This is a genomic window from Martelella radicis (assembly GCF_014196625.1).
GTDB classification, from domain to species: domain Bacteria; phylum Pseudomonadota; class Alphaproteobacteria; order Rhizobiales; family Rhizobiaceae; genus Martelella; species Martelella radicis.
Map to the genome: position 1 here is coordinate 711428 of NZ_JACIDZ010000001.1, position 13760 is coordinate 725187.

Below are 13760 nucleotides of genomic sequence, written 5' to 3' on the forward strand. Positions count from 1 at the left end.
TTAAGTGCCAATGTCTGCTTCTCTCACTGCCGGGGCCAAAACCTGCCAGTCCGCAACCGGTCCCTTTTCTGCCGGTCCGGAAGGCGTCCCCATTTCGGACGTTGGCTCGGTGGCGCGTGGTTCCCGAAAGCAGACATTAAGGCGGCGCAGGGCAGAAGACGCCGATCAGGCTCAGCGATTCGATTTGCGGGCCTTATATTTTGGCGTTCTGCCGCGATCGGCCGAAGGAGCCTGGTGTTTGCGGGTCGGCTTGCCGTCCTGTTTGAATTTCGGTTTCGCTTGTCTCGGCTTTTCGAACATCTTACCGGCCGGCGCGATCCTGATGCCTTTCTCGAGGCTGCCGGGCTGCCTGATCTGTTCCGCGTAATCGGCCGCCTTGTCGGCGGAAATTTCGAAACGGGTTTCGGTGTCATCGATCCTGATTCTGCCGACATCGCGTTTGGTCACACCGCCAGCATTGCAGATCATCGGCAGCAGGAATTTCGGATCGGCGCGCTGCCTGCGGCCGAGCGAGATGGTGAACCATACGCCGTCCTGCATGTCCGTGTTGCGCGGCTCGCGTGCTGACGCGTTCCTGTCTTCCGACCGGCGGGCACGAGCGGGCGTCTTGGTCTTGAGCGCATCGGCGGGAAGTGGCGATAGTTCCTCGGGCAACGGGTGGGCCGCTCGTTGCAGGCGAAGGAACGCCGCTGCAATGCGTTCGGGCCCCGCACGCTCCAGCAATTCGGAGACGATTTCCGCCTCCGCTGCGTCGGGCAGCGCGGAAGAGGCGGCAGCATCGATGATCCGCCGGCGGTAGCGCGCCTCGATGTCAGCAATGCCGGGTGCAGCACGAACCGCCGCGGTCAGCTTCGCCAATGAAAGGACGCGCTGGGCAGCACCCCGCCTGTTTTCCGGGACGATGAGCACGCAGACGCCCTTTCGGCCGGCGCGACCGGTCCGGCCGGAGCGATGCAGCAGTGTTTCCGGGTTGCCCGGCACGTCGGCGTGGATCACGAGGTCGAGGTTCGGGAGGTCGATGCCGCGCGCTGCCACATCGGTTGCCACGCAGACATGCGAGCGCCCGTCGCGCATGGATTGCAGCGCATTCGATCGCTCAGACTGTGCCATTTCGCCCGAAAGCGAAACCACCGCGAAGCCGCGATTTGAAAGGCGCGCCGTCAGATGGCGAACGGCTTCGCGTGTGTGGCAGAACACCAGGGCGCTTGAACTGTCGGAATCGAGCAGCGTATTGATGATGGCGTGTTCGCGCTCGTCGCGCCGCACCAGCATCAACTGATATTCGATGTCGGCATGCTGTTCGGTGGACGCAGTCGTTTCGATGCGCACCGCATTCTTCTGCACGGTCCTCGCCAGTTCGGCGATGCCGCGCCGCACGGTCGCCGAAAACAGCAATGTGCGGCGCTCCTCGGGCGCGGCGCCGAGGATGAACTCCAGGTCATCGCGAAAACCGAGGTCCAGCATCTCGTCGGCCTCGTCGAGCACCACGGCGCGAATGGCGCCGAGGTCCAGCGCACCCCGCCTGATATGATCGCGCAGGCGCCCGGGGGTACCGACGACGATATGGGCGCCGCGGTCGAGTGCGCGGCGTTCGGTGCGCATATCCATGCCGCCCACGCAGGTCGCGATCTGGACCTCAGCGCCGGCATAGAGCCAATCGAGCTCCCTCTGGACCTGAATGGCAAGTTCGCGCGTTGGCGCAATGACCAGACCGAGTGGGGCAGCGGCGGTGGCGAAATGCGCGTCGTGTCCCAGCAACGTCCGCGCGACTGCAATGCCGAAGGCGACCGTCTTTCCCGAGCCCGTCTGCGCCGAGACCAGCAGATCGGCGTCAACGTGATCTTCATTCGTCATCGCCATTTGAACCGGCGTCAGCGTGCTGTAGCCTTTCGCCGTGAGGGCGGAGGCAAGGGCCGGATGTATATCGGCAATCGGGGATTTGAAAACGGTATTCGGGGTCATGGTCACCACCTTTGTGAGCCGCCGAATATCATCATGTGTGCGCTCTGGATAGCAATAGTTTGCGGGGTTCTGCGGCCCATGGGACGCAGTGCTAGTAACGACATCCAGCAGAATTGAACAGAGAATAGAGTCGATATCCTGCGCAGGCCCGGGTTGGACAACCAGCGGGCTGACCACGAGCGGAAAGCCTGCACAACGTTCGACGGCTGACTATCTCCGTTTGAAACGCGCTGCTCCATCCATGACGAAGAGTTCGATCTCCAGCGTTTCGGCCTTGTCCGGGCCGCCGGAAAACGTGGCGGCGGAGCGGGAGCCGGCGGGCGCATTTTCGGTGTCGATATCGAACACCATCATCGCGCCGTCCCACGGCATCAGGGGAAATGTTTCCGGTTCAGGCCCGACAGCCAAGACGAGGCCGCCCGTCGCGCCCTCGCGCACCTCGACGGTTCCGAAATAGGGGTGGCTGTAGCTGCCGGCGCAATAGCTTGCCGGCGGCGGGGCCGCAGCCGCCTGTGGGAACGGCTTTCCGGCGGTCTCGCCGAGCGGCGTGTAAAAGGCTGCAAACATCGGCTCATAGCCCGAGAACCAGTCGCGGGTCACGACGCCGGTCTGAACCATGTCGGTAAAACTCGCACCGATCGCTTCGACCGCGCCCACCGGGGCAGCGTTGGAGAGCACGACGATCCCGACATCAAGCGAGGGGATCAGCGCGAAATAGGTCGCCGCCCCCAGGATGAAAGCGCCCGAATGGCTGAGGATCACCCGACCGCTCTCACTGATGCTGACACCGAAGCCATAGCCATAAAAGCCCGCGCGCTCATCCGGGCTGTGCGGCCGGCTGGAGAAGCTCTGCGGGCTGATCGCCGGCTGCAGCGCTTCCGGCCGGATGAGATCACCGCCATCGGCGAGCACCATCTTCATCCATTTCGTCATGTCATTGGCCGAAGAACTGACGCCGCCAGCAGGCGACTGGGCATCGGGCTGGCGCTGATAGAGCGCGGCGAAGCCATCTACGGTTCTGGCATGGGGCATGGCCCGGTTTTCGCGCGCCATGAAATCGTCAAACCGCGCGCTGGTCTCGGTCATGCCAAGCGGCTCGAACAAAGCCTCTTGCATGAGATCGCTCCATGCCATGCCGGACGCATCGGCAACGGCCTCCGCGGCTGCCGTCAGGCCGAAATTCGTATAGGCATAACTGGTGCGGAAGGGTGAAAGCGGCTGGAGCCTCAGCCTTTCGAGAATGGTCTGGCGGCCGAAGCCGAGGTCTTCGAGATCATCGCCGGCATGATCCGGCAGGCCGGAGCGATGGCTGTAAAGGTCGCCGATCGTCAGACGCTCGCTCACCGCTGCGTCGGAAAGGGAGAACCACGGCAGAAGATCCTGCATGCGGCTGTCCCATGAGACCACGCCGCGGCTGACCTGGCGGGCGACAGCCGTCGCGCCAACGGATTTGGAGAGCGAGGCGAGCTGGAACACCGTATCGGGTGTCACGGGCATGTCGCCATCGCCGCCGCGTGTTCCGAACCCCTTGGCATAAACGGTCTCGCCGCCATGGACCACGGCGACGGCAATGCCCGGAACGCCGCTGCGGGCCTTGATGTCTTCGACGATACCATCAAGCGCTGCGACCGCCTCGTCGATCTGGCCGGGGGGAACAGGGACACCCGATGTGCGCGACGGCGGCAGCATGTCCGCAAGTGCCGGAGTCGAGAGCAGGACGAGAGAGGCCGAAGCCAGTGAGGCGGAAGCCAGAAAACGGCGCCGCGAAGCTCTGAACTGTGACATGAAAAACCTCTCCTAATTGCAATCACCGGCGCGGCCGGAATATCTCGTTGTCGAATGCTGACGCGATCAATCCCGCGTCAGAGCGGCAGGCCCAGCCGGAAGAAGAGCCTGAGCCCGTCATCCTCGCCATTGTCGGGACTGTACCACGGCACGGCCGCGATCAGCTGAAAACTCATCTTTTCCGCCAACATGCCGCTGATCCCGACGCCGACCGAGCCCAGCGCATCGCGCGCATAGTCAGCGCTGGCAGCCTCATTCCAGACCAAGCCATAATCCGCAAACGTCGTCCAGGTGAGCCCCGGAAGCGCCGCCCAGCCGGTTTCGAAATCATGGCTGAGTTCAAGGGCGGCCGCCGCGCCGCTGGCGCCGGAAAGCGTGCCGCCGTCAAAGGCCCAGCCATAGGGATCGCCGCCAAGCGAGAACTGCGCCGCCGCCGGCAGCGGCGTTGCGGAATACTGCCCGGCGCTGCGCAGCCGGATGGCGGTGTCGGCGCCGAGATCATGCGCGATGTCAAAGTTCAGTCGCGCGAAGCGGTAGTCCTCCGGCACCTCAGGCAGACCGGTTTCCCGTCCCAGCCCCTGGCCGAATTCCGCCGTCGTGAGGAAGGCGGTGTCGCCGTCCTGCCGGTCATAGGTCAGCGACATGGCCGCCCAGCGCGTCTGCTCGCGGGTCGCCCGCGCGCCCATCACATCAATGCGGTCATTGCGCAGATTGACCTCGATCCTGCCGAAAAGGCTCTGATCAATGGTACGGACGAAAGGATAGTCGAGCCGCGCCGTGCCGATCACGGAATGGATATCAATGTCGTCGGCCTTCAGATCGCCGCCCGGTTTCTGGGTGATGTAGGAGAGATCATATCCGGCGGACAGGCCGTTGAAGCCGATGGGAATATCCTGGGATGCCTGCAGGAAGATCATCTCCTGCGGCATGTTGGGAACGGTGACGCCGACGAGGCTCGCGCTGTCGAAAAGCCCGAGCATATCGTTGACGGTGACATTGCCGGATAGTTCCAGCGGACCGACCTCATCGGTCCCGAGATTGTCGAGCCCGATCCCGCCCGAGGCGCGGTCGAAGCCGATATCGAGGCGCAGGGTACCGCCGCCCTGCGGAGTCTCGGGCCGTATCAGAATGCCTTCGATATCAAGCCCGCCAAGATCGCTCATCAGCAACAGAATGCGCTCGGCCTCCTTGATCCGGATCGGCCGCATGGCGATGATCCGGTCGATATAGGGCGATAGCCGTTCACGGATGCCGGGAATGGAACTGTTGACTTCCAGCGTCTCGACATAGCTTTCATAGACGCGGAGCGTGATCTTTCCGGAGGAGAAATCCTGGACCGGCACGACGGTCATGGCGAGATAGCCGGCGCTCAGATACCGGGCGTCGATCTCCGCGGCGATGCGATAGAGATCGGCAAGCGTGATGACCCTGCCCGTCATCCCCTGCCAGAGATCGGAAAACGTTGTTCCGGGCAGTGTCGCAGCGCCCTCGACCGTCAGGGACTTCAGCGTGAAGCTGATCGCTGCCGCATCCTCTTCGGGCGTGCGCTTGCGCTGGTCCTGAACCTTGATATCGACCGTGCCGACACGTTGCGGGGGCGTGAAGCGCTCGAGAATGGTCGTCTGGCCGGCAACCGTCTGCTCGATCCGCTCTGCGGTTTGCGAGAGAGCCGTGTCGGTCTGCGCGAAAAGGCTCCCGATGGCGAGCGGACCACAGGCGAGGAAGCCCCACCAGGAGGAAACCGGGCGCGCGGGAGGACCGCTTTTACGCGATGGCGCCTGAACGCCGCCCTCCGCGCTTTCGTCATCAAGCCGTGCCATCAGCTTCAGCTGCGTTATCGCTGAGCAAGCCGGATTTTCTGACAGGGCCGTCTGACGCATGGTTCCCCCAACATGGATCGTTGCACAAGGGACCCTCTCTTGCATTCAGCCTGATGACGGCGGCGAGGCGCACCGGATTTGACGAGACCCTGTTTTCCGAGACTTATCGATCAGGCGTCCGGCGTTTGGAATCCCCTGATCAGGGGGGTAAGGGCTGACCCAGCCAAAGCGCCATCAACGACGCCCGGCTCGAAACGCCGTATTTGCGGTAAATCCGCTTGACGTGATCATGGACGGTGTGGGGACTCTGGCCGTTGTTTTCGGCAATCTGTCGTTCCGAGAGCCCCTGCAGCAGGTCGCACAGCACCTTGCTCTCCATCGGCGTCAACGGTTCGGATGCAACGCCGATCCCTTCCGACAGCATCTGCAGCCGATAGAACCACCGGATGCCACGCAGGGCGTGCGCCACGATCCGTCGTTCGCGTTCCGAGAATCGCGGCTGCGACAGCGCGCGGTGAAAGCCGATCTGGATTTCGGCATCGGCATTGATGGGAATCCCCACCCAGATCGAATCCAGTCGGTCCAGACTGCGATAGAAGGTCTTGTAGGAATAGCTCTCAAACCATTCGGGCGTCGCAAGCTCATCCAGCATGAACACCCGGAATTGGCCCGCAAGCTCGGCATTGCGGATCGTGGTGATGTCGGGTTCGCCCTTCTCCATTAAGGCGAAGGCTTCCTGGATGGTCCGTGCGGTTTCCGCGTCGGGATAAAGTGCGGAATGGCTGCGCGGTCGCCAGCCGAAAAGCGGGTCGCGATGCATGTTGCCCGCAAGTCTGACGGCGCCGATCCAGTTGGCCTGTCGCGCATCGATCATGTTGCAAACGGTCGAGAGCAGGTGGACGCGCGCCTCAGGCATACGCGACGCTTCGAAATCCGAAAGCTCGTCCCAGAGCGCATAAATGCGTTCAGTATCGATTGCTTCTTCCAGCATCAGATTATGTGACTGTAGAAATCGGTCATTTCGCCTTTTCCTATATCAGTACTCGACGACATAACGAGCAAGAAAAGTGAGCATCCCACGAATGTTCTTACACATCAAAGCGCAGGCCTATCTGAATAGGCTGGCCTGACAAGCATCGAGCGGCATCAAATGTCAGCTTTTCAACAGCATCATCTCTAGACCCGACAGTCAGGAATCGGCCCCATTTTTGCCGGTCCGGAAGGCGCTTCCAATTCGGTCATTCACCGTCTCTCCATTTCGCCCTTAAAGCAGCCGTTCGCCGCACCGCGAGCGAAGGCCGATAAGGGCGGAGAGCCGACTTGCGCTGGCCACAGCATGAAAGACTGCGACGCCGGGCGGCCCAGCCAGCCGTCGTTCCCCTAATTTTTTCTCGCTATTTGCGGAAATCCTCAAAGTAGAAAATAAACCGCACCGAGCTTACCGGGAACCGTTTTTCGGTACCGAACTTAGCTTGGTAGACCATTGAATTTCTGGATGTCTTCGAAACGCGCGTCCCACTCCGCTCGGCTTGCAAAGCAGATATGAGCACTCGGCCGGATCTCAATCGCGCTATCAAGGCTCCCGGCTGGGACGACGACCAAGGCCCCTTCCAACTGCACGCTTGGAAGTGCTGATCCGCATTTGTTGCAGAAGCTTTTTTCGTGCCGGGTCCCAGGCACCTTGTAGGTCTGGACGCTCTCAAGGCCGGAGATCCATGATAATCTCGCTGTCGACGAAAACAGATTGGCCGAATGGGCCGACCCTGTGTCCTTTCGACAGCGCTTGCAGTGACACAGAAAGAAATTCTCAAGCTCGCCCGAGATTTCAAACCTAACGTCACCACACAAACAGGAGCCGACTGTGGTTGAGGTCATAATGAAACACCCATGTTCATACGCGTTCGCTTGCAGCGCAGCAGCAGTAACCCGCCGGATTGATATAGCCCGAGCCTCTTGTCTCCGACGCCTGCGATATCTCGCGGTCTCAACGTAGAGATAAAGCTGTGGCGTCAAATGCCCGATACGAAACCGTCTACGGCCTCCGGACCTTCGCGTCAAAACCCCTGATCAGGGGATTCCAATCATTGGGTTGCTGAACAATAAGCGCCGACGGAGCTTTACTTCGTAAGCAAATCGGCATGGTTTCCCGATCGTCGAGGCCGCTTAGTGAGCATGGTTCCAGGAGATGATTTTTGGGGAGCGACCATGCGGCGAGGCCAAAAGACGACGACAGTTTGCACATCAGTGCGTACCCACAAGCGCCCGAATGGCGTAGCTGAACATGCGTTCCAATCTGCGCCAAAATTGGCAATGCTGGCTTCCACCGCCTTTCTCGCGCTTTCGGGACCGGCGCTCGCCGGCCTGTGGATCGATACTGACGTTACCGTCGATGGCATCGACGGCGGGCCATACGGGACTGCTATTTCAGAACCTGACTTTGTTTCGGTGGGAGTTAAAGACCCAGCCTCGCTCACGATTTCCAGAGGGGGCACCGTAACCGCTCCCATCGCCAATATCGGCACCAATGAATACGGCATGGCAACGATTACCGGCGCCGGCTCGCTTTGGCATGACTTCGTTATTTCACGCGTGGGCTGGAACGCCGAAGGCGTGGTAACCATCACGGACAGCGGCGCGATGAGCGGAAAGGACATGGTTCTTGGCGCAAACGATATTGCGCAGGGGACGGTAAATCTGTCCGGTACCGGCTCCAAACTGGCGCTCACCGGTGCATTGACCGTGGGTAGCGAAGGCGCTGGTATTCTGAACCTGTCAGGCGGCGGAACGGTTGAGTCCGTCAGCGGCATCATCGGTGCAGCGGCTGGCGGTTCGGGCAAGGCCTTTGTTTCCGGTGCGGGCACGACCTGGACAAGCACCGACGGCGTGCTGGTCGTCGGCGATCGCGGGGACGGCGTTCTGACATTGGCTGATAGCGCAACCGTCATCGCAAACGATCGCGTTGACATCGCCAGGGAAAGCGGTTCCACCGGCATCCTTAATATCGGGGCCGCGGTGGGAGAGGCAGCCACCACTGCAGGTACGCTTGAGGCCGGTGCGGTCGTCTTCGGCGCGGGTGATGGCAGGATCGTCTTCAACCAAACCGACAGCGCTTATGCCTTTGCGCCCGATATCAGCGGCGCGGGTGGCGTCGAAGTTTATTCCGGCACCACCATTTTGACCGGCACCAACACCTATACCGGCGGCACACGGATCGAAGGCGGCACCCTTCGGGCCGGCGCACCCCTCGGTTTTGCGGACAATACGGCCTACACGGTCAATGGCGGCATGCTCGATCTCAACGGCCATCATCTCACCATGTCCACGCTTTCGGGAACCGGCGGCACGATCGGTCTGGGGGCGGGCACGCTGACGATCAGCCAGGATACCGATACGACGTTCGCTGGCAGCTTCACCGGCTCCGGCACTTTGACGCTCGATAGGACCGGCGGACTTGAACTGACGGGAGCGACCAGCGCCTTTAGCGGCGATGTGCGCATTGTCTCCGGCACGCTCGCCATCAACAACGCATTTTCGAGCAGATCCGGCTTCATCGGAACCGTCGCAGGCGAGGATGGGCGCGTCGATGTCACTGGTTCGGCCGCCTTGTGGACACTGGACGGTGATCTGAACGTCGGACGCACCGGTTCCGGCGCGCTCGTGATCAGCGATGGCGGAGGCGTCGAAGCGTCGGGCAAGATTGCTGTCGGCAGCGCATCGCTTTCCTTGCCCAAGGGCAGCATCACGGTGACCGGAAAAGGATCGCGTCTTTCAACCGGGACCGGCAGATCACTGGTCATCGGGTCGATTGCCGGCAGCACGCTTGTGGTCGAAAATGGCGGCGCTGTTACCAGCGGAACAGCCACGCTCGGACAGTCCGCTTGGACGAGAGGTGCGGCGACGGTCAGCGGGACCGGTTCGCTCTGGACCACCGGTTCGATGAAAGTCGGAAGTGCTGGCGCCACCGGGGTTCTGAGGATTGCCGATGGCGGCACGGTTCGCGCCACGGACGCGTTCACCATCGGGTCACAGGGAACGTTGAACATCGGTGCGGCGGCGGGTGATACGGCTACCGCGGCTGGCAATCTCGAGACATTGCTGATCGATTTCGGCACGGGCAGCGGCAAGATCGTCTTCAACCACACCGATACGGATTACAGGTTTTCCCCCGATCTCAAGGGTACGGGTGGCATCGAAGCCCATTCCGGCACGACCACTCTGTTCGGCAACAACATCTATACCGGCGAAACCACGGTCGAGGGCGGCATTCTGCGGGCAGGCTCGCTGCTCGCCTTTGCACAAGGCGGGGCCTACACGGTCAATGGCGGCGTGCTCGATCTCAACGACAATGATCTCATGATGTCGAGGCTTTCGGGAACCGGCGGCACAGTCGACCTCGGAACAGCCAGGCTATCGGTCAGCCAGAATGCCGATACGGCGTTTGCCGGCAGCTTCACCGGCTCCGGCACGCTGGCGATCTATGGACCCGCACGCCTTCGGCTGACTGGGGCAACCAGCGCCTACAATGGCGAGGTGCGCGTTGGCTCAGGCACGCTCGAGATCAACAACGCGTTTGCAAGCGGTTCCGGCTTCATCGGAACCGTCGCCGGCGAGGATGGCCGCGTCGAAGTCACCGGCCCGACCGCTTTGTGGACGCTGAACGGCGATCTGAATGTCGGGCGCACCGGCTCCGGCTCGCTTGTGATCAGCGGCGGCGGCGGCGTAAACGCCTCGGGCAAGATTGCTGTCGGCAGCACATCGCTGTCATTGCCCACTGGCGAGGTCCTGGTGACCGGAAGCGGATCGCGACTCTCCACCGGAGCTGGCGGGTTGCTGGCCATCGGGTCGATTGCCGGCAGCACGCTTGCGGTTGAGGATGGCGGCTCTGTAACCAGTGGAACGGCCACGCTCGGACAGTCCGCATGGACGAGCGGCACTGCGACGGTCACCGGCGCCGGATCGCTCTGGACCACCGGTTCGATGAAAGTCGGCCGCGTTGGGGCCTCCGGTGTGCTGACGGTTGCCGATGGCGGCACGGTTCGTGCCAAGGACGCCTTCTCGATCGGGACACAGGGAAGGCTGAACATTGGTGCCGCGGCAGGCGAGACGGCTGTCTCCGCGGGCGTAGTCGATACGTCACTGATCGACTTCGGCTCGCGCAGCGGCAAAATCGTCTTCAACCATACCAACCCGGATTACGTCTTCGCGCCTGCTATTACCGGCGCGGGCAGTGTCGAGGTCTATTCCGGCACGACCATACTGACGGGCAAAAGCAGCTATACCGGCGACACGGATGTTTTCGGCGGCAAGCTGGTGATCAATGGCGTTACCGGCGCGGTCAATGTTTCCTCCGCCGCCATGCTTGCCGGCTCCGGTACGGTCGGAGATACGGTGGTTTCCGGCGTGATCGCGCCGGGCAATTCCATCGGGACAATGAATATCGCCGGCGATCTTGGCCTTGGCGCCGGCGCGGTCTATCAGGTCGAGGTCAATGACGCGGGCACGGAAGCAGGCGTTAACAGCGACCTGCTCAAGGTCGCGGGCGCGGCAACGATAGACAAGCGCGCAGATCTCGTCGTCTTGGCGGATCGGTCCGGCGATACCGGCTCCGGTTATGATCCAATCAACGTCTACACCGTGGTGACGGCCGAAGGCGGCGTCACGGGTGGTTTCGGCAACGTGACCGACAATTTTGCCTTTCTCGACTCCTATCTCGGCTATGATGCCACGAGCGTCTATCTGACGCTTCAGCGAAACGATGTCGATTTCGTCGACGAAGCCAGAACGTCCAACCAGAAGGCAACGGCAGCGGGGCTGGACAACCTCTCGCCCGACACCGCGCTCTATCGGACGATCCTCGGGCTCTACGAGAATGAGGCACCTCAAATATTCGATGCGCTGTCCGGCGAAATCCATGCCTCTGCCAATACCGTTTTGCGGGACGAGCCGAGACAGGTCGAAAGGGCAATTCTCTCCCGGATCGATGCCGCCTTTGCCACGAACGGCGCTGAGGGCGCTGCGCAAAACGACGAAGCGCTGGCAGTCGATCAGGTATCGATCTGGTTCGATGCTCTGGGCGGGCTCGGGCGATATCAGGGCGATGGCAATGCCCATACCGTCGATACGTCCGGCGGCGGAGCCCTGTTCGGCGGCGATGCCCGTGTCGGTCAGGACTGGCTGTTCGGCCTTGCCGCAGGCTACATGAATACCTCGATTGACGAGAAGGGGTTCACGGCCTCTGCTGATACCGACAGCTACTATTTCGGCGGATATGGAAGCACACAGACAGGTCCGTTCAGTTTCAGCTTCGGCGGCTCCTACGGCCACCATGCAATCTCCACCAAGCGGACCGTGTCCTTTGTCGGTCTGAGCGAACAACTGAACGCCGACTATGATGCTCGCACTCTGCAGGCCTTTGCCGAAACCGGCTGGCGGTTCGGAGACGAGGCCGGATATCTGCAGCCTTTCGCGGCGGCATCCTATGTCAACCTGAAGACCGATGGATTTTCCGAAACAGGCGGTATGGCGGCGCTCCACGCGGCGTCGCAAACCCAGGATCTGTGGACCACGACGCTCGGCCTTCGCGCCAGCCGCGACATCATGCTCGATGAAACGGCGGCGCGCCTTTCCGGACACGCCGGCTGGCAGCATGCCTATGGCGATCTCAACGGGACCTCGGTGATGGCGTTCGATGGTGGCAGCGATTTCGGGATCTCAGGTATTCCGACGGCCCGGGACGCGGCTTTGCTCGGGGTCGGCCTGTCTTTCGACCTCAGCAACGAAGCAAGCCTCTCCTTAGGCTATGACGGGCAGCTTGCTGAAGGGGTGCAGGATCACAATTTCAGCATGCGCTTCGACCTTCGCTTCTAGATCGGCAAAGCAGCATGGGCCGGGCATGCACAATCGCTCGCAACATCATCAAAGGGGTTCTTGAAATGCCAGCATCCGTCTCATGCGATCTTCTGAAACGAAGGAGCCTGCCGCTCTTGACACTGCTTCTGCTGACCTCAGGCGGTATCGAAACGGCCGTTGCTGCAGAAGCGTGCGTGCAGGATGTCGACCGCATCCTGTCGATGCCGGCTGAACAGGCGGCAAGTTCGAAGCGCCTCTCCGAAGCGCTTGCGTCAAGGCTCGACGCTGCCGTAACAAAGGCACTGCACCAGACTGCAGCGCCCGGCGCGATTGTCGGCGTGCGCACGCCTGAAGGCTCATGGGTAAAGGGGGTTGGCATCGCAGATCCCGGCACAGGCGCGCAGATGGCGCCGGGCATGCACACCCGCACCGGCTCGGTCACAAAGACCTTCACGGGAACCGTTATTCTGCAACTCGCTGAAGACGGCCTTCTTTCGCTGGACGACACGATTGGCGCTTATGTCACCGGCATTCCGAACGGCGATGAAATCACGCTGCGACAGCTGGCAAACATGACGAGCGGTGTTGCCAGCTACACCGCCTCGGAGCGGTTTGTGGACTTGTACCTTGAAGACCCGAACATGTTTTTCTCACCGGAGGATCTGGTAGCCTACGCCGTCGAGAACTCTCCGCTGTTCGCACCCGGGTCTGAATATGACTATTCCAACACCAACACGATCCTGCTTGGAATGGTGATAGAGAAGGTCACCGGTCAACCGGTCGAGACAGCTCTGAGAACAATGATCTTCGAACCGCTCGGTCTGGAAAACACGGTCTGGCCAGGCAGGCAGACCGCAATCCCCGCACCATACGCGCGCGGTATCTCGCTGCAAGGTTATGACGCGACCCCCGAAGCCCCGCTGGACGCCACCAACTGGAGCCCGGCATCGCTTTGGACCGCTGGCGAAATCATTTCAGATGTCGATGACCTGCTCACCTATGGCAGGGCCCTGGCAACCGGTCACGGCCTTCTTGACGCAAAATCGCAGGAACAGCGGCTGCGCTCTTTCCAGGGGCCCGCAGACTATGGCCTGGCGCTGCGTTGCACCGACAGCTGGGTCGGACATACCGGTGAACTGCCGGGATACACCACCGTCGTCTATTACAATACACAAACCGACACGACCGTGGCCATACAAACCAACAGCGACATTCCTTCGGGCGATTGCGGCGAGGCTGAGGTTCTGCCCTCCAATACGCACGGCATTGCGTGCTCCTTGCCTGCCATGCGCATTTTCAATGCCTTGGCGCCTCTTCTTGGAGGCACGGCAGCCCCGTGAGGCA

Annotated in this window: 7 protein-coding genes; 2 read left to right on the forward strand and 5 right to left on the reverse strand. The window is 61.6% G+C overall.

Translation table 11 applies throughout. The features are described from left to right. Positions 1–171: 171 nt before the first annotated feature. The 5 genes from GGR30_RS03225 to GGR30_RS03245 form a co-directional block, all read right to left on the reverse strand. Positions 172–1962, reverse strand: a complete 1791-nt coding sequence (locus tag GGR30_RS03225) for a DEAD/DEAH box helicase (RefSeq protein WP_183482470.1) — start codon at positions 1960–1962, stop codon at positions 172–174. Between the two features lie 210 nt (positions 1963–2172). Further along, positions 2173–3747, reverse strand: a complete 1575-nt coding sequence (locus tag GGR30_RS03230; protein WP_183482472.1) for a serine hydrolase domain-containing protein — start codon at positions 3745–3747, stop codon at positions 2173–2175. 77 nt (positions 3748–3824) lie between these two features. Then, positions 3825–5567 carry a ShlB/FhaC/HecB family hemolysin secretion/activation protein gene (locus GGR30_RS03235; protein ID WP_183482474.1) on the reverse strand — a complete coding sequence of 581 codons (1743 nt, stop codon included), beginning with the start codon at positions 5565–5567 and terminating at the stop codon, positions 3825–3827. Between the two features lie 199 nt (positions 5568–5766). After that, positions 5767–6558, reverse strand: coding sequence for a response regulator transcription factor (locus GGR30_RS03240; RefSeq protein WP_183482476.1), 792 nt, complete (start codon positions 6556–6558; stop codon positions 5767–5769). A gap of 476 nt (positions 6559–7034) precedes the next feature. Next, on the reverse strand, positions 7035–7442 hold the full coding sequence (locus tag GGR30_RS03245) for a GFA family protein (protein WP_183482478.1): 408 nt from the start codon (positions 7440–7442) through the stop codon (positions 7035–7037). A 435-nt stretch (positions 7443–7877) separates the two neighbouring features. Here GGR30_RS03245 and GGR30_RS03250 point away from each other — a divergent pair, with 435 nt between their 5' ends. Continuing rightward, positions 7878–12434, forward strand: coding sequence for an autotransporter domain-containing protein (locus GGR30_RS03250; protein ID WP_183482480.1), 4557 nt, complete (start codon positions 7878–7880; stop codon positions 12432–12434). Between the two features lie 116 nt (positions 12435–12550). After that, positions 12551–13756, forward strand: coding sequence for a serine hydrolase domain-containing protein (locus GGR30_RS03255; protein ID WP_210287909.1), 1206 nt, complete (start codon positions 12551–12553; stop codon positions 13754–13756). Positions 13757–13760 lie beyond the last annotated feature (4 nt).

What these genes read in the sequence shown, in the direction of transcription:
- GGR30_RS03225 (WP_183482470.1), bottom strand. Translation starts at nt 1,962, where the DNA reads ATGACCCCGAATACCGTTTTCAAATCCCCGATTGCCGATATACATCCG.
- GGR30_RS03230 (WP_183482472.1), bottom strand. Translation starts at nt 3,747, where the DNA reads ATGTCACAGTTCAGAGCTTCGCGGCGCCGTTTTCTGGCTTCCGCCTCA.
- GGR30_RS03235 (WP_183482474.1), bottom strand. Translation starts at nt 5,567, where the DNA reads ATGGCACGGCTTGATGACGAAAGCGCGGAGGGCGGCGTTCAGGCGCCA.
- GGR30_RS03240 (WP_183482476.1), bottom strand. Translation starts at nt 6,558, where the DNA reads ATGCTGGAAGAAGCAATCGATACTGAACGCATTTATGCGCTCTGGGAC.
- GGR30_RS03245 (WP_183482478.1), bottom strand. Translation starts at nt 7,442, where the DNA reads ATGACCTCAACCACAGTCGGCTCCTGTTTGTGTGGTGACGTTAGGTTT.
- GGR30_RS03250 (WP_183482480.1), top strand. Translation starts at nt 7,878, where the DNA reads ATGCTGGCTTCCACCGCCTTTCTCGCGCTTTCGGGACCGGCGCTCGCC.